The 24770-nt window shown below is 61.2% G+C and carries 19 protein-coding genes; all 19 read right to left on the bottom strand.

What is annotated here, in order from left to right:
• Window positions 1–21 precede the first annotated feature (21 nt).
• The 19 genes from PG899_RS15060 to tsf all read right to left on the bottom strand — a co-directional run bounded on the left by PG899_RS15060 (window position 22) and on the right by tsf (window position 24768).
• A complete protein-coding gene (locus tag PG899_RS15060) occupies window positions 22–2154 on the bottom strand; it encodes a lysine decarboxylase CadA (RefSeq protein WP_017408594.1) in 2133 nt (710 codons plus the stop codon).
• A 76-nt stretch (window positions 2155–2230) separates the two neighbouring features.
• Entirely contained in the window at window positions 2231–3565 is a 1335-nt protein-coding gene (gene cadB / locus PG899_RS15065) for a cadaverine/lysine antiporter (RefSeq protein ID WP_076361117.1), read from the bottom strand.
• An 805-nt stretch (window positions 3566–4370) separates the two neighbouring features.
• Window positions 4371–5891 carry a lysine decarboxylation/transport transcriptional activator CadC gene (gene cadC / locus PG899_RS15070; RefSeq protein WP_077096812.1) on the bottom strand — a complete coding sequence of 507 codons (1521 nt, stop codon included), beginning with the start codon at window positions 5889–5891 and terminating at the stop codon, window positions 4371–4373.
• A 404-nt stretch (window positions 5892–6295) separates the two neighbouring features.
• Entirely contained in the window at window positions 6296–7246 is a 951-nt protein-coding gene (accA, locus tag PG899_RS15075; protein ID WP_016349878.1) for an acetyl-CoA carboxylase carboxyl transferase subunit alpha, read from the bottom strand.
• Between the two features lie 16 nt (window positions 7247–7262).
• A complete protein-coding gene (gene dnaE / locus PG899_RS15080; protein ID WP_077096823.1) occupies window positions 7263–10742 on the bottom strand; it encodes a DNA polymerase III subunit alpha in 3480 nt (1159 codons plus the stop codon).
• 38 nt (window positions 10743–10780) lie between these two features.
• On the bottom strand, window positions 10781–11371 hold the full coding sequence (gene rnhB, locus PG899_RS15085; RefSeq protein WP_039212964.1) for a ribonuclease HII: 591 nt from the start codon (window positions 11369–11371) through the stop codon (window positions 10781–10783).
• Window positions 11372–11446: 75 nt separating this feature from the next.
• On the bottom strand, window positions 11447–12586 hold the full coding sequence (lpxB, locus tag PG899_RS15090; protein ID WP_011705104.1) for a lipid-A-disaccharide synthase: 1140 nt from the start codon (window positions 12584–12586) through the stop codon (window positions 11447–11449).
• Window positions 12579–13370, bottom strand: coding sequence for an acyl-ACP--UDP-N-acetylglucosamine O-acyltransferase (gene lpxA / locus PG899_RS15095; protein WP_011705103.1), 792 nt, complete (start codon window positions 13368–13370; stop codon window positions 12579–12581). Before lpxA ends, lpxB begins: the two co-directional genes overlap by 8 nt.
• Before the next feature lie 5 nt (window positions 13371–13375).
• Complete coding sequence (gene fabZ, locus PG899_RS15100; RefSeq protein WP_010634777.1) at window positions 13376–13837, bottom strand: 3-hydroxyacyl-ACP dehydratase FabZ; 462 nt, start codon at window positions 13835–13837, stop codon at window positions 13376–13378.
• Window positions 13838–13861: 24 nt separating this feature from the next.
• On the bottom strand, window positions 13862–14881 hold the full coding sequence (lpxD, locus tag PG899_RS15105; RefSeq protein WP_011705102.1) for a UDP-3-O-(3-hydroxymyristoyl)glucosamine N-acyltransferase: 1020 nt from the start codon (window positions 14879–14881) through the stop codon (window positions 13862–13864).
• A 3-nt stretch (window positions 14882–14884) separates the two neighbouring features.
• Window positions 14885–15397 (bottom strand): OmpH family outer membrane protein, encoded by a 513-nt coding sequence (locus tag PG899_RS15110; RefSeq protein WP_011705101.1) that lies wholly within the window; start codon window positions 15395–15397, stop codon window positions 14885–14887.
• 148 nt (window positions 15398–15545) lie between these two features.
• Window positions 15546–17969 carry an outer membrane protein assembly factor BamA gene (gene bamA, locus PG899_RS15115; protein WP_270697462.1) on the bottom strand — a complete coding sequence of 808 codons (2424 nt, stop codon included), beginning with the start codon at window positions 17967–17969 and terminating at the stop codon, window positions 15546–15548.
• Between the two features lie 34 nt (window positions 17970–18003).
• Window positions 18004–19356 (bottom strand): sigma E protease regulator RseP, encoded by a 1353-nt coding sequence (gene rseP / locus PG899_RS15120; RefSeq protein ID WP_016349871.1) that lies wholly within the window; start codon window positions 19354–19356, stop codon window positions 18004–18006.
• A gap of 82 nt (window positions 19357–19438) precedes the next feature.
• Window positions 19439–20632, bottom strand: coding sequence for a 1-deoxy-D-xylulose-5-phosphate reductoisomerase (ispC, locus tag PG899_RS15125; protein ID WP_077096816.1), 1194 nt, complete (start codon window positions 20630–20632; stop codon window positions 19439–19441).
• A 63-nt stretch (window positions 20633–20695) separates the two neighbouring features.
• On the bottom strand, window positions 20696–21553 hold the full coding sequence (locus PG899_RS15130; RefSeq protein WP_005303453.1) for a phosphatidate cytidylyltransferase: 858 nt from the start codon (window positions 21551–21553) through the stop codon (window positions 20696–20698).
• A gap of 26 nt (window positions 21554–21579) precedes the next feature.
• A complete protein-coding gene (gene uppS / locus PG899_RS15135) occupies window positions 21580–22356 on the bottom strand; it encodes a polyprenyl diphosphate synthase (RefSeq protein ID WP_011705097.1) in 777 nt (258 codons plus the stop codon).
• Window positions 22357–22428: 72 nt separating this feature from the next.
• Entirely contained in the window at window positions 22429–22986 is a 558-nt protein-coding gene (frr, locus tag PG899_RS15140; protein ID WP_270697463.1) for a ribosome recycling factor, read from the bottom strand.
• Window positions 22987–23080: 94 nt separating this feature from the next.
• Window positions 23081–23815, bottom strand: coding sequence for a UMP kinase (gene pyrH / locus PG899_RS15145; protein WP_011705095.1), 735 nt, complete (start codon window positions 23813–23815; stop codon window positions 23081–23083).
• Window positions 23816–23886: 71 nt separating this feature from the next.
• The gene (gene tsf / locus PG899_RS15150) at window positions 23887–24768 is read right to left on the bottom strand and encodes a translation elongation factor Ts (protein WP_016349867.1); all 882 of its coding nucleotides are present in this window, start codon (window positions 24766–24768) and stop codon (window positions 23887–23889) included.
• Window positions 24769–24770 lie beyond the last annotated feature (2 nt).

A 24770-nucleotide genomic window follows, 5' to 3' on the forward strand; every position in this document is an offset into this window, starting at 1 on the left:
GCCCGTTGTTGTCACTCTCGCTTAGCGCAGCACCTTGACGGTGTAGCTGCCATCGGCCTGACGATAGAGGCCGTGGATGTCGGTCTCGAAGCCCGGGTAGTGGGCCCCGATCTCGCACAGCATCTCGAGGAACTCGAGCACCGGCAGAGAATCCTGGGTCACCATCTCGCCCGGCAGCACCAGCGGTACTCCCGGCGGGTACGGCAGGATCATGTTGGCGCTGATGCGGTCCACCATGTCGCGCAGCGGCACTTCGACCACGTTGCCGGCCAGCTCCTGCTGCCAGGCGGCGTGCGGGGTCATCTTCATCTCCGGCAGCACGTCGAACGCCTTGAACATCAGCTCCGGCAGGCGGTACTTGCTGGTCAGCTCGTGAATGCGCTGCGCCAGCTCCTGGATGCGCATCCCTTCGTAGAAGCTCGGGTCTTCGCGATAGAGGCTCGGCAGTATGCTCTTGATGGTCAGGTTCAGATCGTAACCGCGCTTGAACTCGGTCAGGGCGCGCAGCAGCTGCATCGCCTTGGACTGATCGATACCGATGGAGAACAGGAACAGCAGGTTGTAGGGGCCGGTCTTCTCCACCACGATGCCGCGCTCGTCCAGGAACTTGGAGACCAGGGAGGCCGGGATGCCGTTGTCCAGCAGCTGACCATTGCGGCCCATGCCCGGGGTCAGCAGGGTGACCTTGATGGGATCCAGGTACATGTGGTTGTCGTCGATGTCCTTGAAGCCGTGCCAGTCATCCTTCGGATCCAGCTTCCAGCACTCGACGGTGTCGATGTCATCCGGCTGCCATACGTCGAAGAACCAGCCTTCACTCTGCTCACGCAGGCGCTTGATCTCTTTGCGGAAGGAGATGGCGCGATCGATGGAGTCCTTGATCAGCCGCTTGCCGGTGTTGCCACGCATCATGGCGGCGGAGATCTCGGTGGAGGCCACGATGCCGTACTGCGGCGAGGTGGAGGTGTGCATCATGAAGGCTTCGTTGAAGGTCTCTTCCTCCACGTCGCCCTTGATGTGGATCATCGAGGCCTGGGAGAAGGCCGCCAGCAGCTTGTGGGTGGACTGGGTTTCGTAGAACACCTTGCCCGGCATCGCCTCACCGCTCATGCCGCACTTGCCTTCATAGATCGGGCTGAAGTTGGTGTAGGGCACCCAGGCACTGTCGAAGTGGATGTAAGGGGTGTCCAGCGCCTCCTTGATGAAGCCGGTATTGTAGAGCAGGCCGTCATAGGTGGAGTTGGTGATCACGGCGTAGCGCGGCGCCTGGGCACCCGGGGTGGCGGCGACCTTGGCGGCGATGGTCTCGCGGCTGAATTCGCTCTGCGGGATGCCGCCCAGGATGCCGTAGGCGTTGCGGGTCGGACGGAAGTAGAGCGGGGTCACGTCGTTCATCATCATCAGGTGAGTGAGCGACTTGTGGCAGTTGCGATCCACCAGCACAGTGCTGCCGGCCGGCGCCGAGTACATGCCGACGATCTTGTTGGCGGTGGAGGTGCCGTTGGTGACGATGTAGGAGCGATCGGCGTTGAAAGTACGGGCGATGTACTCCTCGGCTTCCTTGTGCGGACCTGAGTGGTCCAGCAGGGAGCCCAGCTCCGGCATGGAGATGGAGACGTCGGCCTTGAACGCGTTCGGGCCGTAGAAGTCATAGAAGATGCTGCCGGCCGGGCTCATCTGGAAGGCGGTACCGCCCATGTGACCCGGAGTACAGAAGGTGTATTTACCCTCTTCCACGTATTTGAACAGCGCCTTGGTGAACGGCGGCAGGATGGCGTCCTGATACTCCTGAGTGGCCTGACCCATCTTGAGGGCGATGTCGTCAGCCATGCCGAGACGGTACTCGAAGAAGTGCACGTTCAGACGCAGGTCGGTCAGGTGAATGTCCAGGGTGGACTGGTCGTTGGCGAAGGCGAAGATCGGCAGCTTCTCGTTGCGATCGTGGATCTCCTTGCACAGGCCCAGGGAGTATTTGTCCCAGTCGAAGATGGCGCCGCAGACGCGGGGGTTCTTCTCAATCAGTTTCAGCAGGTCGGCCACGTCGACCGGATAGACGACCTCGAAACCCTTGCGCTCTAGGGAGGCTTGCAGCTGGCGAATGGGTTCTTCTTTGAAGAAAACGCCCAGGTGGTTGAGGATGGCAATGATGTTCATCGTAATGCTCCACACGTGATGGGGCGCTCTCCATCAGGGATGGTGAGTGAAGAGCGCTCGGAAAAGGAAAACGGAATTAGTGGCTGGTCTGCTCTTTGAGCAGGGCGTCGTGCTGACGCAGACCCTGTTTCTTGGCGTAGAACATCAGGATGATGAGCGACACCACGAAAGTAGCGGTGAGGTTGGAACCCTTGGCACCCATCAGGGCCACCAGGCAGAACACGCAGGCGACACCGGAGAAGATCATGGCGCCGATGCTGCGGGAGGTCATGCCTTCAAAACGGATCAGGTTAATGCTGGAGTAGAAGTAGGGCAGCATGGTCAGCAGCACCGCATCTGTGGTCAGCACGTTGAAGAGATCGGCAGCGTGGGCGGACTGGGAGGTGAAGGCGGTCAGGCCGACCATCAGCGCAGTCATCTTGAGGGAGCCCAGGATCAGACCCTTCTTGGCGACGCCGTTCTTGTCCACTTCGCCATAGATTTTCGGGAAGTTGCCGTCGTGGGCGGCACGCTTGCCCGCCTCGCCCACCAGCATCATCCAGGAACCCAGCGAGGTGAAGCAGGCCAGGGCGGTGAAGGCGGAAACGAACGGCGCAGACCAGCTGCCGAAGATGGCGGAAGAGGCCATGGCAAACGGGGCGCCGGAGGCAGCCACTTCACCGGCCGGGAACATGCCGCTGATCACCTGGGTGGAGAGGATGTAGATGACGCCAGCGATACCGGTGCCCAGCATGGTGGCGAGCGGTACGGTGCGCTTGGGGTTCTTCACCATGCCGGAAGAGACGGCGGCGGACTCAACGCCCACGAAGGACCAGAGGCAGATCAGCACGGCGCTGATGACCGCATGCAGGTCGCTGCCGCTGGTGGTGTTCCAGTTCTGGCTGTAGACGGTGGCATCAAAATGACCCCAGCCCATCACGGCGGTACCCACTACCGGCAACAGGATCAGCACCAGACCCAGGGTACAGAGCCGGCTCACCCAACTGCCGCCAAGCAGGTTGACGAAGGTGAAGATCCAGACGGCGGCGATGGTGGCCACGGCGGCCGGGATTGGGCTGTTGAGAATGGGGAAGAAGACGGAGAGGTAGGAGACGCCGGTAATGGCGATGGCCAGGTTACCGATCCAGTTGGCGTGGTAATAAAGCACACCGGTCTGGAAACCGAACACCGGGGAGATCTCGCCAGCATAGGCGATGGGACCACCCTCTTGCGGGTTCTTGGTGGCTAGGCGGGCAAACACGAAGGCCAACCCCATGGCGCCGACCAGGCAGATGGCCCAGCTGAACACAGAGATGGAACCTATGGTGGCCAGGGCCGAGGGCAGCAGTGCAATACCGCTCCCCATCATGTTGCCGGCCACCACACCTGTACAGGCGACAAGGCCGATCTTCTTGCTCGTATCTAGGGACATAAAATCTCCGGGTCGATATTAAGGCATCAAACACACGCTTGGCGGAGCCTCCCGCCAACCAATGGCCACAGACTAGGCTCCTCGGCCCCGGAAAACATAAAGACCAGCTAAGGGATAAAAACATGAGTGAACTTTTTCGAGCAGGTGGCCTAAATCGATAAAAACACTTTAAAAACAATCGGCTGGCTGATGCGCCATCAAGCACCTTGATAAAACCTTGATATCGGCCGCCCCCCTTGATGGGGCCGATAAGCGCCAGTCGACACGCCTTGATATTTTTCTGAGGGACGCCGCAGCATAAAGCGCGTCATTCATGACCCAGCGAGTCCGGCCATACCCGGCAGACGGGTTCGCACAGCCCTTTTGCTGGGTGTTTTTGCACCCCGTCGACCGTGAGCGCGCTATTTCTTTCGGCCGGCAGCGCTATACCTGTGCTCGGCCGCCGCAACAGGCACCGGCTGGTGACCACAACTACACCGCGCTCCTGGCTCAAGACAACTCAAGACAATATCAAGGCTGAGATCGGGCACCTTGAGTGCCTGCAGCACGGTACACACCGGCGCCAGCTCGGCTGGTTCGGAGGTTCGGAGGTTCGGAGGTTCGGAGGTTCGGCGGGGAGACAGAGAGACAGTTCGATGCTGGTGCCAAGGATGGCGGCAACCATGGCTCATGCCTGCACGGGGCAAACCTGGGATGGGGATGGATACGGCTGAGAGAAGGTCAGACGGCGCGCCCGCCGGCGCCCCTCAGGCAACCGGCGGGGAGCGCCGCCTTGACGACAGGGCCGGGATGGCCCCGGCGGGAATCAGAACAGCTTCACCTTGCTCTGACCAAGGGCATTGAACAGGGCCGGGGTGAGGGTTTCCATGTTGCTGTAAAAACCGAGCTGCTGGCAGAGCAGATAGGTCTGCTCGGTCGCCTCCATCAGGAAGGCCTGGCTGTAGGCATCCCCCGCCGCCTCGGGGCGGCCATCCAGCTCGGCCAGCTTGCCACGCAGAATGTGATAGAGCACGGAGCGGCCCCGGCTGGCGGCCTCGGCCAGCAGACGGGTAGCCTCCTGCTGCTGTCCGTTCAGGATCGCCTGCAGGGTGAGGGCCTCCCAGACCCGGGCCGGCAGGGCGGCCTGCTCCCGTACCACGCTGGCCAGATGGGCACCTATGCCCTGCAGGCGCTCGCTCTGGGAAGTCCCCGTCAGGGTCGCCAGCGCTTCCCCGGCCAGATAACGCTCCGCCAGCAGCAGCGGCTGATCCGGCTGACTGGCCAGCGACTTGTCGAGCAGCTCGACGCCGCGTTTGAGGGCCACCGGGTCCTGGCTGTTGATGTAGTAGTGCGCCTCCATCATGGCCATCAGCGCCCCGTCATCCGTCGGCCAGCCCATGCCGGGCAGCACGTCCGGCTGATCGAGGGCGCGCAGCAGATCCTGGCTGCTCGCCTGCAACACCCCGTGCACGTTGTGACGGCTGAGCTGGTACTGGTGGCTGAACAGCACCCGGTTGGTGTTGATGTTGCGGTACTCCAGATCGAGATAGGTGCCCCCCGGCTGGCGGGAGACCCGTACGCTCAGCTCCTTGCCGGGCAGGATGCCCCCCATCAGGGTGTTGGCACCATACTGCACCCGCAGCGGCGTGGCGGCGGCCACCTCCCCCATCAGGGCGCGGGTGATGCCGTCGGCCAGGCGCACGTTCTCGTTGCTGCCATCCATGCCGGAGTGAAAGCGAAATACCAGCAGGTCGGGATCCAGCATGGAGTGCACCTGGGGGCTGGCGTGCTGATAGCTGAGCAGGCTGACGATGGAGACCAGGATCACCGCGACGAAAACATCGAAGCCGATCATCTTCCAGCGGCTGCGGCCATCCTGGGCGTGGCTCGAGATGGCCCGGGTCAATGGGCCGGCCGGGAAGGGGGCCGCGGTGACCACGGCCTCCACGTCCTCCTCTGCCAGCGGCGGGCTCAAATCGCTCTGGACTTCGTTGCCAGCTGGCGCCATCACCACCGACACCACTTGCAGCGGCCTCACCGGCGCCACCAGCTTGTAGCCGCGCTTGGGCACGGTGACTATGTAGTCGGCGGCATCGTTGCGACCGTCTTTGAGGATCTTGCGCAGCTCGAAGATGGACTGGGTCACCACCTGATCGGTGACTTCGGCGCCGTCCCACACCTCGTTGATCAGGCAGTCACGCCCAAATACCGTGCCGGCGTTACTGGCCAGGAAGCGCAACAGATTGACTAGCCGGGGCTCGAGGTAGACCTCGCGGTCGGGACGACACAGCATGTTGTCGTCGACGCTCAGGGTCCAGTCATGGATCTCAAAAACTGATTCGCTCATGATTCACTCGCTGCAGATGGAGACGATGCACGATGAGAGTGACGTAACACCGGGGCGGCTGGACGCAGCAGGGTGCTGCACAAGACTGGGCCGCCGGGAAGGTGAACATTCCTGTGAATCAGGCCGGGCTGACCTGTTTACGTCCGCAGAGCGTCCTTGCGGGCATGCCGATCGGGTCGATCGGAAACAATCACTTTAAGCAAAACGGGAGCGGGATCCCACTTTTTTTGGCTACAAATCGCAGTTGAATTGATCCAACAGGGTGGTTTTGGCAAACATCGTGCCAACAGGTATCCATATGAACAGGATTTTTCACTGCCCCGCTTTCGCCCAAACTCTCGCCCAGAAAAAGAAGGCCCCCGCAGAGCGGGGGCCTTCCAGCATGGTGCGATACCGAAGCGGGCTTAGCAGTAGCCGTAGCCCAGCAGGCGCTGGTAACGCTGCTCCAGCAGCTGCTCGGTCTCGAGCGGGCGCAGGGCGTTCAGATCCTGCTGAATGCGGTCTTTCAGGCGCTTGGCCATCTTTTCCACATTGCGGTGGGCGCCACCGAGCGGCTCCTCGACGATGTTGTCGATGAGTTTCAGCTCTTTCAGCCGCTGGGCGGTGATGCCCATGGCGTCGGCCGCGACCGGCGCCTTGTCGGCGCTCTTCCACAGGATGGAGGCGCACCCTTCCGGCGAGATGACCGAGTAGGTGGAGTACTGCAGCATGTTGACGCGATCGCCGACGCCGATGGCCAGGGCGCCGCCGGAGCCGCCTTCACCGATCACGGTGCAGACCACCGGCACGGTCAGACCGGCCATGACTTTCAGGTTGCGGGCAATCGCCTCGGACTGGCCGCGCTCCTCGGCACCGACGCCAGGGTAAGCACCCGGGGTGTCGATGAAGGTGATGATCGGCATCTTGAAACGCTCGGCCATCTCCATCAGGCGCAGGGCCTTGCGATACCCTTCCGGGCGCGGCATGCCGAAGTTGCGCTTGATCTTCTCCTTGGTCTCGCGCCCCTTCTGGTGACCGATGACCATCACCGGCTCGCCGTCGAGACGGGCGATGCCTCCGACGATGGCCTTGTCATCGGCATAGGCGCGATCGCCGGCCAGCTCGTCGAAGTCGGTGAAGATGTGCTCGATGTAGTCGAGGGTATAGGGGCGCTGGGGATGACGCGCCATCTGGGATACCTGCCAGGCCCCCAGATCGCCGAAGATCTTCTTGGTCAGCTCTTCGTTTTTCTTCTCCAGCCGACGGATCTCTTCTTTAAGATCCACGGCGTGATTGCCTTCACTCACATGACGGAGTTCGTCAATCTGCGCCTGCAACTCGGCGATCGGCTGTTCAAAATCCAGAAAAAGACTCATAGGGACTATAGATCCTCTAATCAAAAACCAATTCAACCCGCTCTCGTCCAAGCAGGACGCGCAAGTCATCTATCAGTTGATCGGTGGGCGTCACCCGCCACTCGGTACCGAGCGTCAATCGCACCCGGGAGCCGGGGCGACGATAGTTTACCTGAACCGGACAGACTCCGGCACGGGCGGGTTCCAAAATCTCGCACAAACGCGGGAAAAAACGATCATCAATCTGCTGTTCATCGAGAGAGATGCGGATCGCCCTGGCAAAACGCTCTCTCGCATCGTTGATATCCAGTAATTCACGGGCCGACATTTTAAGGCCACCGGAGAAGTCATCAAAGCTGACCTGTCCAGAAACCACCAAAATACGGTCTTTTTGCATCAATTCTTCATACTTTTCCAGCGCTTCACTGAACAGGGTCACATCGAGGCGACCGGAACGGTCGTCCAGGGTGAAGATCCCCATCTTGTTGCCACGCTTGGTCACCATGCTGCGCGCCGCAATCACCAAGCCGGCGGCCGTGGTCACGGTATCGCGGGAGGTGGGGTGCAGATCGCACAGACGACCCGAGGTATAACGACGCAGCTCGCCGCTGTACTGGTTGATGGGGTGACCGGTGAGGTAGAGCCCGAGGGTCTCGCGCTCCCCTTCCAGCCACACCTTGTCAGGCCAGTGCGGTACGTTGGCGAACGCCTTCTTGACGTCGTCTATCTCTTCGGTGAGCACGCCGAACATGTCGACCTGACCCACCGCCTGCGCCTTGGCGTGCTGCTCGGCGGCGCGCATCGCCTCCTCCAGGGTCGCCATCAGGGCGGCGCGGTGGGGGCCGAGCCGATCCATGGCGCCGGAGAGGATGAGCTTCTCCATCACCCGCTTGTTGAGCTTCTTGATGTCGACCCGGTTGCAGAAATCGAACAGATCGCGGAACGGCCCGTCCCGATCCCGCGCTTCCAGAATCGCATCGATGGGGCCTTCCCCCACCCCCTTCACCGCGCCGATGCCGTAGACGATGTGGCCATCTTCGTTGACGCTGAAGCGATAGCGACCGGTGTTCACGTCCGGCGGGATCACGGTCAGCCCCATCCGCTGGCACTCGTCCACCAGGGTCACTATCTTGTCGGTGTTGTCCATGTCGGCGGTCATTACCGCCGCCATGAACTCCGCCGGGAAGTGGGTCTTGAGCCAGAGGGTCTGGTAGGAGACCAGCGCATAGGCGGCGGAGTGGGATTTGTTGAAGCCGTAGCCCGCAAACTTCTCCACCAGATCGAAGATCTTCATCGCCAGCTCGCCGTCGACGCCGTTCTTTACCGCGCCCTCCTCGAAGCCGGCCCGTTGCTTGGCCATCTCTTCGGGTTTTTTCTTGCCCATCGCCCGGCGCAGCATGTCCGCGCCACCCAGCGTATATCCCGCCAGGGTCTGGGCAATCTGCATCACCTGCTCCTGATAGAGGATGATGCCGTAGGTGGGCTCGAGGATCGGTTGCAGACTCTCGTGCTGCCACTTCTCGTCCGGATAGGAGATAGCCTCCTTGCCGTGCTTGCGCTCGATGAAGTTGTCCACCATGCCGGACTGCAGCGGGCCCGGGCGGAACAACGCCACCAGAGCGATCATGTCTTCGAAGCAGTCAGGCTGCAGCCGCTTGATGAGATCCTTCATGCCGCGGGATTCCAGCTGGAATACCGCGGTGGTCTCGTAGCGCTGCAGCAGATCGAACGAGCGCTTGTCGTCGATGGGGATGGCGGCGATGTCGACCGGCGGCTTGCCCTCTTTGGCAAGGCGCGGGTTTATCATGCCGAGCGCCCAGTCGATGATGGTGAGCGTGCGCAGGCCGAGGAAGTCGAACTTCACCAGCCCGGCGTACTCCACGTCGTTCTTGTCGAACTGGGTGACCGGGTGATGGCCTTCGTCATCGCAGTAGAGCGGCGCGAAGTCGGTGATCTTGGTGGGCGCGATCACCACGCCACCGGCGTGCTTGCCGGCGTTGCGCACCACCCCTTCCAGCCGGCGCGCCATGTCGATGAGGTCCTTGACCTCCTCATCCTGCTCGTAGAGCTCGGGCAGCTTGGGTTCGGCCTCGAACGCCTTGGCGAGCGTCATGCCCGGATCCGGCGGAATGAGTTTCGAGATGCGATCGACGAAGCCGTAGGCGTGGCCCAGCACCCGGCCCACGTCCCGCACCACCGCCTTGGCCGCCATGCTGCCGAAGGTGATGATCTGCGATACCGCTTCCCGGCCGTACATCTCGGAGACGTGGTCGATCACCTCGTCGCGCCGGTCCATGCAGAAGTCGACGTCGAAGTCGGGCATGGATACCCGCTCGGGGTTCAGGAAACGTTCGAACAGCAGGTCAAATTCCAGCGGATCGAGGTCGGTGATCTTGAGGGCGTAGGCCACCAGGGAACCCGCCCCCGAGCCCCGGCCCGGGCCAACGGGGATGCCGTTGTCCTTGGACCACTGGATAAACTCCATCACGATGAGGAAGTAACCCGGGAAGCCCATCTGGTTGATCACTTTGAGCTCGATGTCGAGCCGCTCATCGTACTCGGGACGGCGCTCGGCCCGCACCGCCGGATCCGGGAACAGGAATTCCAGCCGCTCCTCCAGCCCCTCTTTCGACTTCATGACCAGGAAGTCTTCGGTGGTCATGTCACCGGTCGGGAAGTTGGGCAGGAAGTATTCACCGAGGCGCACCGTCACGTTGCAGCGCTTGGCGATCTCCACCGTGTTCTCCAGCGCCTCGGGGATGTCGGCAAACAGCTCCGCCATCTCCTCCTGGCTGCGCAGATACTGCTGCGGGCTGTAGCGACGCGGCCGGCGCTTGTCCATCAGGGTATAGCCGTCGTGGATGGCGACCCGAATCTCGTGGGCGTCGAAGTCATCGGCGGTGAGGAATACCACCTCATTGGTGGCCACCACCGGCAGCGCGAACTCGGTGGCAACCGCCACCGCCATGTGCAGGTAGACCTCTTCATCGGGGCGGCCGGTGCGCAGCAGCTCCAGATAATAGGCGTCGGGGAAGTGGGTCTGATAGAAGGCGAGACACTGCTCGGTCATCTGGCGGTTGCCCTTGAGCAGGAACTTGCCCACGTCCCCCTCGCGCCCGCCGGAGAGCACGATCACCCCCTTGGCGTGTTCGGCCAGCCAGGCCTTGTCGATGACCGGGCGCCCCTGCACGTGACCGCGCTGATAGCCGCGGGAGATGAGCAAGGTGATGTTCTGGTAACCGTCGTTGTCCATGGCGAGCAGGGTGAGGCGGAACTGCTCGTCGCCGAGCTCGTCACTCTGCACCCAGAAGTCGGCCCCGACGATGGGCTTGACGCCCTTGCCGTGGGCGGCGCCGTAGAAGCGCACCAGGCCGCACATGTTCATCTGGTCGGTCAGCGCCAGCGCCGGCATGTTGTTGGCCGCCGCCGCACCGACGATGGGATTGATCTTCTGCAGGCCGTCGACCATGGAGAAGTCGGAGTGGACCCGCAGGTGGATAAAACGGGGTTCAGCCATCGTCATCCCCTCTCGTTGCTCGGACTAAAGTGCATGGTCTATTCGATCCCCAGTGCGCGACGCACCGGTTTGAAACTTTTGCGATATTCGGGCAGCGGACCGCGCTCGGCCAGGATGGCGAGGTGCTCCGCGGTCGGATAGCCCTTGTGGCGGGCGAAACCGTACTCGGGATGACGGCTGTCCAGCTCGGTCATCTCCGCATCACGGGTCACCTTGGCCAGGATCGAGGCGGCGCTGATGGCTGCCACCAGGCTGTCGCCCTTGACCACGGCGCGAGCCTCCATCGGCAAACTTGGGCAGCGGTTGCCGTCGATGAAGACCAGCTCGGGCGCGATGGAGAGCCCCGCCACGGCGCGCTGCATCGCCAGCATGGTGGCGTGCAGGATGTTGAGCTCGTCGATCTCCGCCGGGCTGGCACGGCCAACCGACCAGGCCAGCGCCTTCTGTTTGATCTCGTCAAACAGGGCGAGGCGCTTCTTCTCGGAGAGCTTCTTGGAGTCGTTCAGCCCGATGATGGGATTGGCCGGGTCAAGAATCACCGCGGCGGTGACCACGTCACCCACCAGCGGGCCACGGCCCACTTCGTCCACACCGGCAACCAGCCTGTCGTCAGGAATATCGATCATCATCTTGTAGCCTTGAATCAAAACAGGCCCCGCAGGGCCTGGCGTCACGTTGGCGCAGCCCCTGCGGCCGCCCGGAAGTTATCTGCCGAGCAGCTCGGCCACCGCTTCGGCCGCCTGCTGATCCGCGTTGCAGCGGATGAGCTGATGGAGCTCGGTGAAGGTATTCACCAGCGCGCTGTTGTCGTGCTCGAAGAACTTGCTCACCTCGACCACCAGATTCTCCGGGGTGCACTCGTGCTGGATCAGCTCGGGCACCAGCATGCGACCGGCCAGCAGGTTGGGCAGGGAGACAAATTCGGTCTTCACCAGCCGCTGGGCCAGCCAGTAGCTGAACGGTTTGAGCTTGTAGCCCACCACCATCGGCTTTTTCACCAGCATGGCTTCAAGCGCCGCGGTGCCGGAGGCCAGCATCACCACGTCGGCGGCGATCATCGCCTCGCGGCCCTGCCCTTCCAGCAGCACCATGTCGAGATCCGGTGCCAGCTCGGCCTTGATGGCCAGGAACTGCTCGCGCCGCTTCTGGTTGACCAGCGGCACGATGAAACCGAGATCCGGATAGCGCACCGTCAGGTGCTTGCAGGCCTCGAGAAACAGGGGCGACATAAAGCCCACCTCGGCACTGCGGCTGCCCGGCAGCACCGCCAGCCAGCGCCGGTTGGCGTCGATGCCGAGGGTTCTGCGTACCGCGGCCTGATCCGGCACCAGCGGAATGTCGTCCGCCATGGTGTGGCCGACGAAGCGGCAAGGGGCATCGAAGCGGTCGTAGAAGGCTTTCTCGAACGGCAGGAAGGCGAGCACCATGTCGGTGGCGGCCTTGATCTTGTGAATGCGGTTCTGGCGCCAGGCCCACACCGAGGGGCTGACGTAGTGAACCGTCTTGATACCGGCGCGGCGCAGTTTGAGCTCCACCCCGATATTGAAATCCGGTGCATCCACCCCGATAAAGATGTCGGGCGGATTGGCGATGAAGTGGCGCAGCAGTTCGCGGCGGACCTTGAGAATGCGCGGCAGACGGCCCAGCACCTCGGTGATCCCCATGACGGAAAGCTCTTCCATCTCGAACAGCGCCTTCACGCCGAGGGCCTGCATGCGCGGCCCGGCGATCCCTTCGAACTGCGCGTCCGGGTAGCGGGCCTGTAGCTCGCGCACCAGGCCGGCAGCCAGAATGTCGCCGGAAACCTCTCCGGCGACGATACCGATGCGAACGGGATCAGGCACGGATGATCCCGCGCTCGTTGTCTTTGAGGAAATCCACGTAGAGCTGGATGGCCGGCTCGGCTTGCGCCATCTCAGTCAGCACCGGCAGCACCTCTTCGATGGTCTTGCCGGAGCGGAAGATCTCTTTGTAGGCGCGCTTGACGGCGGAGATGGCCTCAGGCGTATAACCACGGCGACGCAGCCCCTCGGAGTTGACCCCGAACGGCTTGGCGTAGTTGCCGGCGGCCATCACGTAGGGCGGCACATCCTTGTTGAGGGCGGCGCAGCCACCGACGAAGGCGTGGGAGCCGACGCGGCCGAACTGGTGGATCGCGGAGAGACCGCCGAAGATCACGAAATCGCCGATCACCACGTGGCCCGCCAGGGTCGCGTTGTTGGCGAAGATGCAGTTGTCACCGATGATGCAGTCGTGGGCAACGTGGACGTTGACCATGAACAGGTTGCCGCTGCCGATCCTGGTCAGGGACTGATCCTGGATGGTGCCGCGGTGCACGGTGCAGTTCTCGCGAAAGACGTTGTTGTCGCCGATCTCGAGGAAGGTGCGCTCGCCGGCGTACTTCTTGTCCTGGCAATCCTCACCGATGGAGGTGTGCTGGAAGATCTTGTTGCCGCGACCAATCTTGGTCGGGCCCTTGATCACCACATGGGAGCTGACCCAGGTGTTGTCGCCGATTTCCACCTCGGCACCGATGACAGAAAAGGGGCCGATTTCAACCCCTTTACCGATGACGGCAGACTCATGGACGACGGCAGTATCGTGAATGATGGCAGTCTGGTCGATCACGTGTGTTAAACCTCGCGTTTGGCGCACATCAGCTCGGCGGTACAGACCACTTCACCGTTGACCGTGGCCACACCGGTGAACTTGGCGATACCGCGACGCTCTTTCAGGAATTCCACGTCAAGCACCAGCTGATCGCCGGGGCCCACCGGACGCTTGAAACGAGCGTTGTCGATTGAGGCAAAGTAATAGAGTTCGTTGGGAGACGGCTTGCCCACCATGGTAAACGCCAGGATACCGGTGGCCTGTGCCATGGCTTCCAGGATCAGCACGCCGGGGAACACCGGCTTGGCCGGGAAGTGGCCCTGAAAGATCGGCTCGTTGAACGAGACGTTCTTGATGGCACGCAAAGTCTTGCGCTCATCGCTGATCTCGTAGTTTTCCACCTTGTCCACCATCAGGAACGGATAACGGTGGGGCAGCAGATCCATTATTTCCTGGATACCCAGGCTCTTCTTTTCAGTAGTCAAAACAGTACCCTATACCAATCGTGATTATTCTTGGTCCAGCTTCTTCTCAAGCTTGCTCAACCGCTTGTGCATCTCTTCGATACGCATCACCCGGGCGGCGGTCTTGCGCCACTCTTTATTGGTTTGCAGGGGGATGCCGGAAGAGTAGACACCGGGCTCGGTAATGGGTCGCATCACCATGGCCATGCCGGTAACGGTGGCCTGGTCGCAGATCTCCATATGCCCGTTAAAGACGGAGGCGCCGCCAATGATACAGTATTTGCCGACCTTGAGACTACCTGCCATCACGGTGGAGCCCGCCACGGCGGTGCCGTAGCCGATCTCGACGTTGTGGGCGATCTGGCACTGGTTGTCGATGATGACGTTGTCAGCGATGCGGGTATCTTCCAGCGCGCCGCGGTCGATGGTGGTGCAGGCACCGATCTCGACCCGGTTGCCGATGGTCACGCCGCCGAGCTGGGGGATCTTGATCCACTCGCCGCGCTCGTTGGCATAACCGAACCCATCGGCGCCGATCACTGTGCCGGATTGAACCAGACAGTCGGTGCCCATGGTGATGTTGTGATACAGGGTGACGTTGGCCCACAACCGGGAGCGAGCTCCCAGTCGGGTATTCTTGCCAACGAAACAGCCCGGACCGATGCGCACATCATCCCCCAGCACTACGCCGGATTCGATCACCGCATTGGCCCCGATGGCCACTCTCTCGCCCAGTTGCACGTCCGCCGCGATGACGGCGCTCGGATGGATATCCGTGGCCGGCTGCGGGGTGGTGTCCAGCAGTTGGGCTACCCGGGCAAAGCCCACATAGGGGTCTTTGAGCACCAGGGCATTGGTGGGACAAAATGGCAGATCCGCTTCTGTGATGAGCACGGCGGTCGCCTTGCTCTGCTCCAGATAATGCCGGTACTTTTTATTGGACAGGAAGGTGATATCCCCCTCCCCGGCCTTTTCCAGTGTCGCTACCTTGCGGATTTCCAGGGTTCCGTCGCCATGGACCTGGGCCCCCAGTTGCTGGGCCAGCTGTGCGAGAGTGAATGCCATCAATTAGTTGCTCTTGCTTACCTGAGAAATAACCTGGGCAGAGATGTCCAGCTTGCTGGCGGCGTACGGGGCGGCATTGCGCTCCAGCACCAGATCGTAACCATTGCTCTTGGCGATGGAATCGATGGCAGCCTGCACCTTGGTCAGGATCTTGTTGCGCTCTTCGGACTGACGGCGACCGTTGTCCTGTTCAAACGCCTGACGCTTCTGGTTGAACTCCATCTGCAGCTTGGCCAGCTTCTCCTGGTTCTGCTTCTTCTGCTCGGCGCTCATGAAGGCTTCGTCCTTCTTGAACTTCTCGACCAGTTTCTGACCGTCGGATTCCAGCTTCTGCAGCTCACGCATGCGCGGCTCGAATTCGCCTTTCAGCTTCTTGGAGACTGCTTCACGCTGGGGCAGCTTTTGGAATACTTCGCCCATGTCGACCACGGCGATCTTGGTCTCGGCCAAGGCGGAGCCCATGCCGGCAGCCATCAGTGCAAAACTCAAACCAGCTACTTTCAACGCTTTATTCACACTTACTCCTTGTTCCCTCATGTGAGGGCTACCTGATTTACCTGATTATGCAAGTGGTACCCGGACCGACTTGTTACCTGGTGAGGCACGCAAGCTGCGCGTCCCATCATTGAATACCCCCACCGCTGGGTGGGGGCAGAGTCCGTCCTTAGAAGGTACGGCCGATGTTGAATGAGAAGAACTCGGTCCGGTCGCCCTCGTACTGCTTGAGCGGACGGGCAATCGCGAACACCAGCGGGCCCATCGGGGAGAGCCACTGCAGCGACAGACCGGCCGAGGCGCGGTAGTTGGTCGGATCCGAATAGTCGGCCAGATAGTTGCAGCCGCTGAAGCAACGGTTGCGGTACTGGTCATAGTCGAAGGTGGTATCCCACACGGAACCGGCATCGATGAAGAAGCTGGTCCGCAGTTGCGGCTGATAGGTCTCGGACGCAAACGGCGTCGGCACTATCATCTCGAGGGAGGCGACCGCCAGGGCGTTGCCGCCCACCGAGCTATCGGTGCCCTGGATGACGTCGTTGCCGCTCAGGTTGTAGTAGTAGAGCGCCTTCGGACCCACAGTATTGCTCTTGAAGCCACGCAGGGTGTCGAAACCACCGGCGAAGTAGTTCTCGAAGAACGGCAATACGTGGTCATAGCTGCCGTTGCTGCCGTAGCCGTTGCCGTAGGAGGCACGCGCCTTGGCCATCAGCACCCACTTGTGATCCGCATCGAACGGGAAGTAGTGCGCGTCTTCGGCGTTGAGCTTGAAGTACTGCAGATCCATGCCCGGCACGGTCACCTTGGCGTTGACCCGCTGACGGTCGCCGGCGGTCGGGAACTGGCCCTTGTTGAGGGTGGAACGGGTCCAGCCGGCGGTGACGTCGACGGTGTTGAACACCATGCGGTTGTCGCCATCCTTGTTCTCGCTGTACACCTTCCAGAACTCATCCACCTGCAGATAGGGGTTGGGCTGGGACAGTTTGTTGTTTTCGACCCCGAGGCTGAAGTCGAGACGGTTGTTCTCGTTGACCGGGAAACCACTGGAGAGGCGGAAGCCGATGGTGGTGTTCTCGTAGTCCACGATGTTGGCGTCAGCCGCACTGAACTGGTTGTAGTAGAGACGACCGCCCAGGCTAACCCCGTCCACGGTGAAGTAGGGATCGTTGTAGCTGAGGTCGACGCTCTTGGAGTACTTGTTGGTACTGGCGGAGATGCCGATCTTCTTGCCGGTCCCCATGAAGTTGTCCTGCTGCAGGCCCGCCTGCAGACTCAGGCCAGATTCGGTACCGTAGCCGACACCGGCGTTGATGGAACCGGCCGGCTGCTCCTTGACCTTGAAGTCCAGATCGACCTGGTCATCGCTGCCCGGCACCCGCTTGGTGTCCACTTCGGCGGTTTCGAAGAAGCCGAGGCGGTTGAGACGGGTCTTGGACTGCTCGACGCTGTCGGAAGAGAGCCAGGTGCCCTCCATCTGACGCATCTCGCGGCGCAGCACTTCGTCCTTGGTGGTGACGTTGCCGGTGAAGTTGATGTTGCGCACATAGACGCGGGGGCCCGGCTCGATGTTGACGATGAGCTCCACTTCCTTGGTCTGGTCGTTGACCTGCGGGAAGGTGACCACTTTCGGGTAGGCGTAGCCGTAGCGACCGAGGAACTTGGAGAGCACCTCTTCGGTGTGGGTCACCTGGCTGGCGGAGTAGATGCTGCCGGTCTCGATGGGGATGAGCCCCTTCATCTCGCCGCCGCGATCAATCAGATCGCCCTTGAGCTGGATGCCGGACACCTTGTATTGATCCCCTTCCTTGACGTTGAGGGTGACGTAGACCCCTTTCTTGTCCGGGGTCATGGAGACCTGGGTCGACTTCTGGGTAAAGCGGATGTAGCCGCGGTCCATGTAGTAGGAGCGCAGGGTTTCGATGTCGCCGGCCAGCTTCTGCTTCTGGTAGCGCTGGTCACCGGTGAAGTTCCACCAGGGCACGTCGTCCTTGAGGGAGAGCTGGGCCAGCAGTTTCTCTTCCGGGAACACGTTGTTGCCGACGATGTTGATCTGCTGGATCTTGGCCGCTTCCCCTTCCACAAAGGTGAACTTGAGGTCGACCCGGTTGCGCGGCAGCGGGGTGACGATGGCCTTGACCTTGGCGGAGTACTTGCCCACGCCGTAGTAGAAATCTTCCAGCCCCTTCTCGAGGGAGCTCAGCACGGTGCGATCCAGCGGATCACCCACCCGGATGCCGGAGGACTCCAGGCTCTGGGTCAGCTGCTCTTCCTTGATATCCTTGTTGCCGGAGAACTCGATGCTGGAGATGGTCGGCCGCTCTTTGACCGCCACTTGCAGCACCTGGCCGTCGCGGTAGACCTTGACGTCCTCGAAGTTGCCGGAGGCATAGAGCTTCTTGATGGCGTTGGCCAGCGTCACGGAATCGACGGAATCGCCCACCCGGATCGGCAGGTTCAGCAGGGCGGCACCCAGGGTCACCCGCTGCAGACCTTCAACCTGAATATCTTGCACCACAAAAGAGGCAGGGGCCGCCTGGGCCAGGAAACTGGCACCCAGCAGGCAACTCAACACCAATGCTTTTTTAACAGCCATTTTGTTCTTATGTGTCCTTGTTGATGCTCTGGCCTCAGAGGCGAGCGAAATCATTAAACAGCGCAATACCCATCAGTAACATCAGAATGGCGGCGCCAATCCGGAAACCCACTTCCTGAATTTTTTCTGATACCGGCTTGCCGGTGACTGCCTCGATGAGGAAGTAGACCAGATGGCCACCGTCCAGCACCGGCAGGGGGAACAGGTTGATGATCCCCAGGTTGACGCTGATCAGCGCCAGAAAGCCGAGAAAGTAGACCAGACCGTAGTCGGCACTGCTGCCCGCGCCCTTGGCAATGGAGATGGGGCCGCTCAGGTTGTCCAGCGAGACGATGCCACCGATCAGCTTGCCGATCATGTCGAAGGTCAGGGTGGTCAGGCTCCAGGTCTTCTGGGCACCCTGCCACAGGGCTTGCAAAGGCCCATACTGTAACAGAATCCGATACTCATCCGGTAATGGAACCAGTTGCGGCGACAGGCCGACAAAACCGACCAGCTGGCCCCGCACCTTCTTGGCATCCGGCGTCAGGGTCAGGGTCAGCTCGCTGCCCGCCCGCTCCACGGTCACCTCAAGCGGCTGCTGGGGCGACTGCTGCACCTGGTGGACAAACTGGGCCCACTCGGTGATCTCCTGCTCCCCTACCCGCTTGATGCGATCACCCGCCTGAACGCCGGCCTTCTCGCTGGCGCTCGCGGCCACCACCGCATCGACCACCGGCAGCACCTTGCCACCGAGCGGCACTATGCCCAGGCTGCCGATGGGAGACTCCTTGTCGGGGTCAAACTTCCAGCCGGCCAGCTGCAGGGTCTTGTCCACCGCATAGCTGGTGTTGGCCGCCTTGAGCTTGAGCTGGACGGAGTCATCGCCAAGGTGGCTGATGAGGGCATAGGTCACGCTCTCCCAGTCACCGGTCTCCTCGCCGCCGACGCCGACGATCTCCATGCCGGGTTCCACCCCGGCCGCCGCCACGATGGAGGCTGGACGCACCTCGCCCACCACGGGTTTGACGGCGGGTACGCCGATCATGAACATCAGCCAGAGGGCGAACAGGGCAAACACGAAGTTGGCCATGGGGCCGGCTGCCACGATGGCCATCCGCGCCCAGACACTCTTGTGATTGAAAGCGTACTGCTCGTCACCGGGTTTGAGCTCGTCCACCCGGCCGTCCAGCATCTTGACGTAACCGCCGAGGGGGATCAGGGCCAGCACGTACTCGGTGCCATCCTTGCCGAGCCGACGCCAGATAGCCTTGCCGAAACCGATGGAGAAACGTTCGACCTTGACGCCGCAGCGACGGGCCACCCAGAAGTGGCCGAATTCATGTACCGCAACCAGCAGCCCGAGGGCGACGATAAAGGCACCGATGTTCCACAACACACCGCCCATCAGCCCATCACCTCGCTTTCATGCATGGTCCTGTCTCCGACATTCAGGGTGAAGGCAGCACAATGCCACGAAACAGCTCTCATCAGCTAAGCTCCTCAATCAAATTGTGAGCACGGGCACGGGCCGCCCCATCCAGCGCAATCAAATCGTCCAGCGAACCGGCCGCCGTGCCGCCCAGAGCGAGCATGGTGGCCTCATTGACTCTGGCAATATCCATAAAACCGATCCGCTCTGCAAGGAAAGCCGCCACGGCCTCCTCGTTGGCGGCATTGAGGGCCGTGGTTGCGGCCTGTCCCTGCTGACAGGCATGCATGGCAAGCTGCAGGCAGGGATAGCGCTCATAGTCGGGACGGATAAAGCTGAACTCTCCGACACTGAAGAAATCCAAAGGTTCCACACCGGACTCGATTCGAGCCGGATAGGCCAGCGCGTGGGCGATGGGGGTGCACATGTCCGGATTGCCGAGCTGGGCCAGCACGGAGCCGTCCTTGTACTGCACCATGGAGTGAATCACCGACTGGGGATGGATCACCACCTGGATCTGCTCGGGCGCCGCGTTGAACAGCCAGCGCGCCTCGATATACTCCAGCCCCTTGTTGATCATGGTGGCGGAGTCGACCGAGATCTTGGCGCCCATGGACCAGTTGGGATGGGCGATGGCCTGAGCCGGGGTGACGCGGGCCAGTTCAGCGATGTCGGTATAACGGAACGGGCCGCCGGAGCCGGTCAGCAGGATCTTGCTGATGCCCGCTCCCGCCAGGTCGCAAAAGCCCGGCTGGCGCTGGATGGCCTCGGGCAGGCACTGGAAAATGGCGTTGTGTTCGCTGTCGATGGGCAGCAGCTCGGCCCCGTGCTCGCGCACCGCCTCCATGAAGAAAGCGCCGGACATCACCAGGGCCTCCTTGTTGGCCAGCAGGATGCGCTTGCCGGCACGCACCGCAGCCATGGTGGGCGCAAGCCCGGCGGCGCCGACGATGGCTGCCATCACGCTGTGGGCATCGGGGTGAGCGGCCACTTCGCACAGGGCGGCCTGGCCAGCCATGACGCGAGTCGCGCTGCCGTGGGTCTTGAGTTGAGCGGCCAGCTCGCTGGCGGCGGCCTCGTCCACCATGACGGCGAAGCGGGGAGAGAATTCGAGACAGTCGCGCAGCATGGCCTCCACGCTGCGGGCCGCGGTCAGCGCCAGCACCTGCCAGCGCCCCGGATTGTGCCGCAGTACCTTGAGCGTACTCTGACCGATGGAGCCGGAGGCTCCCAGAATCACCAGGTTATGCATCAAAACTCCCGCTGTATGACGAATGGATGGCGCCCGCCGCAGGCAAACGCATCAGGCTGAGCATCAAAACTCCTGGCTGAGCAGCAGATAGCTGAGCAGGAACACCGGCAGCGCGGCGGTCAGGCTGTCGATCCGATCGAGGATGCCACCGTGGCCGGGCAACAGGGTGCCTGAATCCTTGATGCCGGCTTCGCGCTTGAACATGCTCTCGGTGAGATCGCCCAGCACCGATGCCAGCACCGCCAGCAAGGAGCAGAACAGCACGATGGCCATCTTGGCGGGCACAAAGCCCATGAACCAGGTCACCCCGACCGCCAGCAGGCTGGCGGTAAACAGGCCGCCACACATGCCTTCGATGGTTTTGCCGGGGCTCACGGCCGGCGCCAGCTTGTGCTTGCCGAACGCCTTGCCGAAAAAATACGCGCCAGAATCTGCCGCCCAGACCAGTCCCATCACGAACAGCAGGATCCAGGCCCCCATCATGGGGTCGTGATAGAAGTTGTAACCACGGATGGCCACCAGGGACCAGAAGAAGGGGACCAGGGTCACCAGGCCAAACAGGGACTTGAGCCAGATGGACTCCTTCCACAGCTTGGCGCTCTGGGGATAGCGCAACACCAGCAGCAGCCCCAGCAGCCACCAGCTGACGGCGGTCCAGAGCACGCCCATCACCAGCGGATGCAGATGAGGAGTCCACAGCTGCTCCACCGGCAGCCAGAACAGGCTGGCCCCGAGCAGCAGGCAGTACACCAGCGGCAGCCACTGCTGCGGCTTGGCAGAGACGAAGCCGCTCCACTCGCGGCTGGCCAACAGAAATACCAGGGATGCCAACAGGGCAAAGAATTTCAACGGCAGAAAAAACAGCGCCCCCAACACCAGGGGAACCAGTAGCAATGCGGTAATAATTCGTTGTTTTAGCAAAAGAAGCCTCTCTCTTGGGAGGGGGGTTAGCCGGTCTGTTGCTCGGCGATCAATTCCCGGATCTGTTCACCCGTGCAGCCGAAACGACGCTCACGGGCCACAAAGGAGGCAACGGCCTCGCTGAACTCGGCCTCGTTGAAATCAGGCCACAGCACCGGAGTAAAATAGAGCTCGGCATAGGCGAGCTGCCATAACACAAAATTGCTGATGCGATGATCGCCCCCGGTGCGGATCAGCAGATCCACCGGCGGCAGGTCGGCCATGCATACCTCGCGGCCAAGCATGGCTTCATCTATCTGGTCGGCAGCCAGTTCCCCGCTCGCCACGGCACGGGCCAGCTTGCGGGCCGCCTGGGCGATGTCCCACTGGCCACCATAATTGGCGGCGATATTGAGGGTCAGCCCCTGATTGTTGGCGGTCAGCGCCTCTGCCTTGGCAATCTTGGCCTGCAGACGCTCGCTGAAACGGGCGGTATCGCCGATCACCTTGAGCCGGATACCGTTGCTGTGCAGTTTCTTGACCTCACGACCCAGCACCGTCATGAACAGCTCCATCAGGGCACTGACCTCCCCTTCCGGGCGACGCCAGTTCTCGCTGGAAAACGCAAACAGGGTCAGCGCTTCTATTTTGGCTCGCGCAGCAAAGGTTACTGCTTCACGAACAGACTTCACACCTGCCTTGTGGCCATAGACCCGCATCTTGCCACGGTTCTGGGCCCAGCGTCCGTTACCGTCCATGATGATGGCGACGTGACGAGGCAAGGACGAATTGGCGCAATCACCTACGGCTGCCAAAAGCGACATTCATTTCTCCCACAAAGACAAAAGCGCCGTGCAGGGGCACTACACGGCGCTCGTAATATACCTGTCAGAGGCTTAGATTTCCATTAGCTCCTTTTCCTTCAGGGCCAGCGCTTCGTCTACCAGCTTGATGAAGGAATCGGTCAGCTTCTGGATCTCTTCCTGAGCACGACGGTCGTCGTCTTCGGAGATCTCTTTGTCTTTGAGCAGCGCTTTGAGGTCGGCGTTGGCATCGCGACGGATGTTGCGCACGGCAACCCGGGCACCTTCCGCTTCGGCACGCACGATCTTGGTCAGGTCGCGGCGACGCTCTTCGGTCAGCGGCGGCAGCGGCACGCGCAGGGTCAGGCCATTGCTGGACGGGTTGAGGCCCAGATCGGAGGTCAGGATGGCCTTTTCCACCGCCTGGATCATGGAGCGGTCAAAGATGGAGATGGAGAGGGTGCGGGCATCTTCAGCCACCACGTTGGCCAACTGTTTCAGAGGAGTGGCCGCACCGTAATACTCCACCTGGATACCGTCGAGCAGGCTCGGGTGAGCGCGGCCGGTACGGATCTTGGACATCTGGGTCTTGAGCGACTCTACGCTCTTGGCCATGCGGTCCTTGGCGTCGTTTTTAATCTCGTTGATCACAGTGGTTTTCCTTTTGGCGAACGAGCCGTCAACCGGCCCGTATCTATCTTATTGGCTGGCGTCATGGACAAACGAGCCGAAGCTCACGCTTGTCTCACTTGCTGACGTGATGGATCAGGGTACCTTCCGGCTCGCCCATGATCACCCGACGCAGCGCACCCGGCTTGTTCATGTTGAACACCCGGATCGGCAGATCGTGGTCGCGGGCCAGAGTAAAAGCAGCAAGATCCATTACTTTGAGTTCTTTTTCAAGAACTTCATCATAACTCAGTTCATGGCACAGCACGGCATCCGGGTTCTTGACCGGATCGTCGGTGAACACGCCATCGACCTTGGTGGCCTTGAGCACGACGTCAGCTTCGATCTCGATCCCGCGCAGACAGGCCGCAGAATCGGTAGTGAAGAAGGGGTTGCCGGTACCGGCGGAGAAGATCACCACCTTGCCGGCGCGCAGCTGGCTGATGGCTTCGGCCCAGACATAGGAGTCACAGATGCCTTGCAGGGAGATGGCAGACATCAGACGGGCATTCACATAAGCACGATGCAGGGCATCACGCATGGCCAGACCGTTCATCACGGTAGCCAGCATACCCATGTGGTCGCCCACCACGCGGTTCATGCCCGCCTTGGCAAGACCGGCACCACGGAACAGGTTGCCGCCACCGATGACCAGACCGACCTGAACACCCAGCTCAACCAGTTCTTTGATCTCTTGGGCCATCCGATCCAGCACCGCCGGATCAATGCCAAAACCCTCGGATCCTTGCAGGGCTTCACCACTCAACTTCAGAAGAACACGTCTGTATGCAGGCTTGGGATTGGTACTCATGTCACTGATTCCTGGTCATATAAAGACCGCGACATAAGTCGCGGTCTGGGGAAACGGAAAAACCGGTTCGATTAGGCCTTTTGAGCGGCCGCGATTTGGGCTGCAACTTCCGCAGCGAAATCGGTCTCTTGCTTCTCGATGCCTTCGCCCACTTCGAAACGGGTGAAGGAAACAACGTCAGCGCCTTCTTTCTTCAGCAGCTCGGCAACGGTCATGGAAGGATCTTTCACGAACGGTTGACCAGTCAGGGAAACCTCACCGGTGAACTTCTTCATGCGGCCTTCAACCATTTTCTCGGCGATCTCTTTCGGCTTGCCAGAGTTGATGGCGATGTCGATCTGGATTTCGCGCTCTTTGGCAACGACTTCAGCAGATACATCTTCCGGCTTGACGAATTGCGGGCTGTTGGCAGCAACGTGCATGGCCAGATCTTTGGCCAGCTCGTCGGAACCACCGGCCAGCTTGGTGATAACACCGATGCGGGAGCCGTGAACGTAGGTGCCCAGGTTGTCACCTTCAACCAGCATCACGCGACGCAGGTTCATGTTCTCACCGATCTTGGCGATCAGGTTGGTGATGGTCAGCTCAACGGACTCGCCGTTGCCGAAGTCAGCAGCTTTCAGCGCGTCAACGTCAGCGATCTTCTGGGTAGCGGCGATTTCAACGATTTTCTGACCCATGGCCAGGAAGCCGGCATCCTTGGAAACGAAGTCAGTCTCGCAGTTCAGCTCGATCATGACGGCAACGTTGCCTTCGGTACGGGCGAAGATCACACCTTCAGCGGCGATACGGCCAGCTTTCTTGGCGGCTTTGGCCTGACCGGATTTGCGCATGTTTTCGATAGCCAGTTCGATATCACCGTTGGCTTCTTCCAGTGCTTTTTTGCAATCCATCATGCCAGCGGCGGTGCGCTCGCGCAGTTCTTTTACCAGGGCGGCAGAAATGTTTGCCATGT

It is taken from the genome of Aeromonas sp. QDB39, from assembly GCF_027707585.1.
In the GTDB taxonomy this organism is placed as follows: domain Bacteria; phylum Pseudomonadota; class Gammaproteobacteria; order Enterobacterales; family Aeromonadaceae; genus Aeromonas; species Aeromonas hydrophila.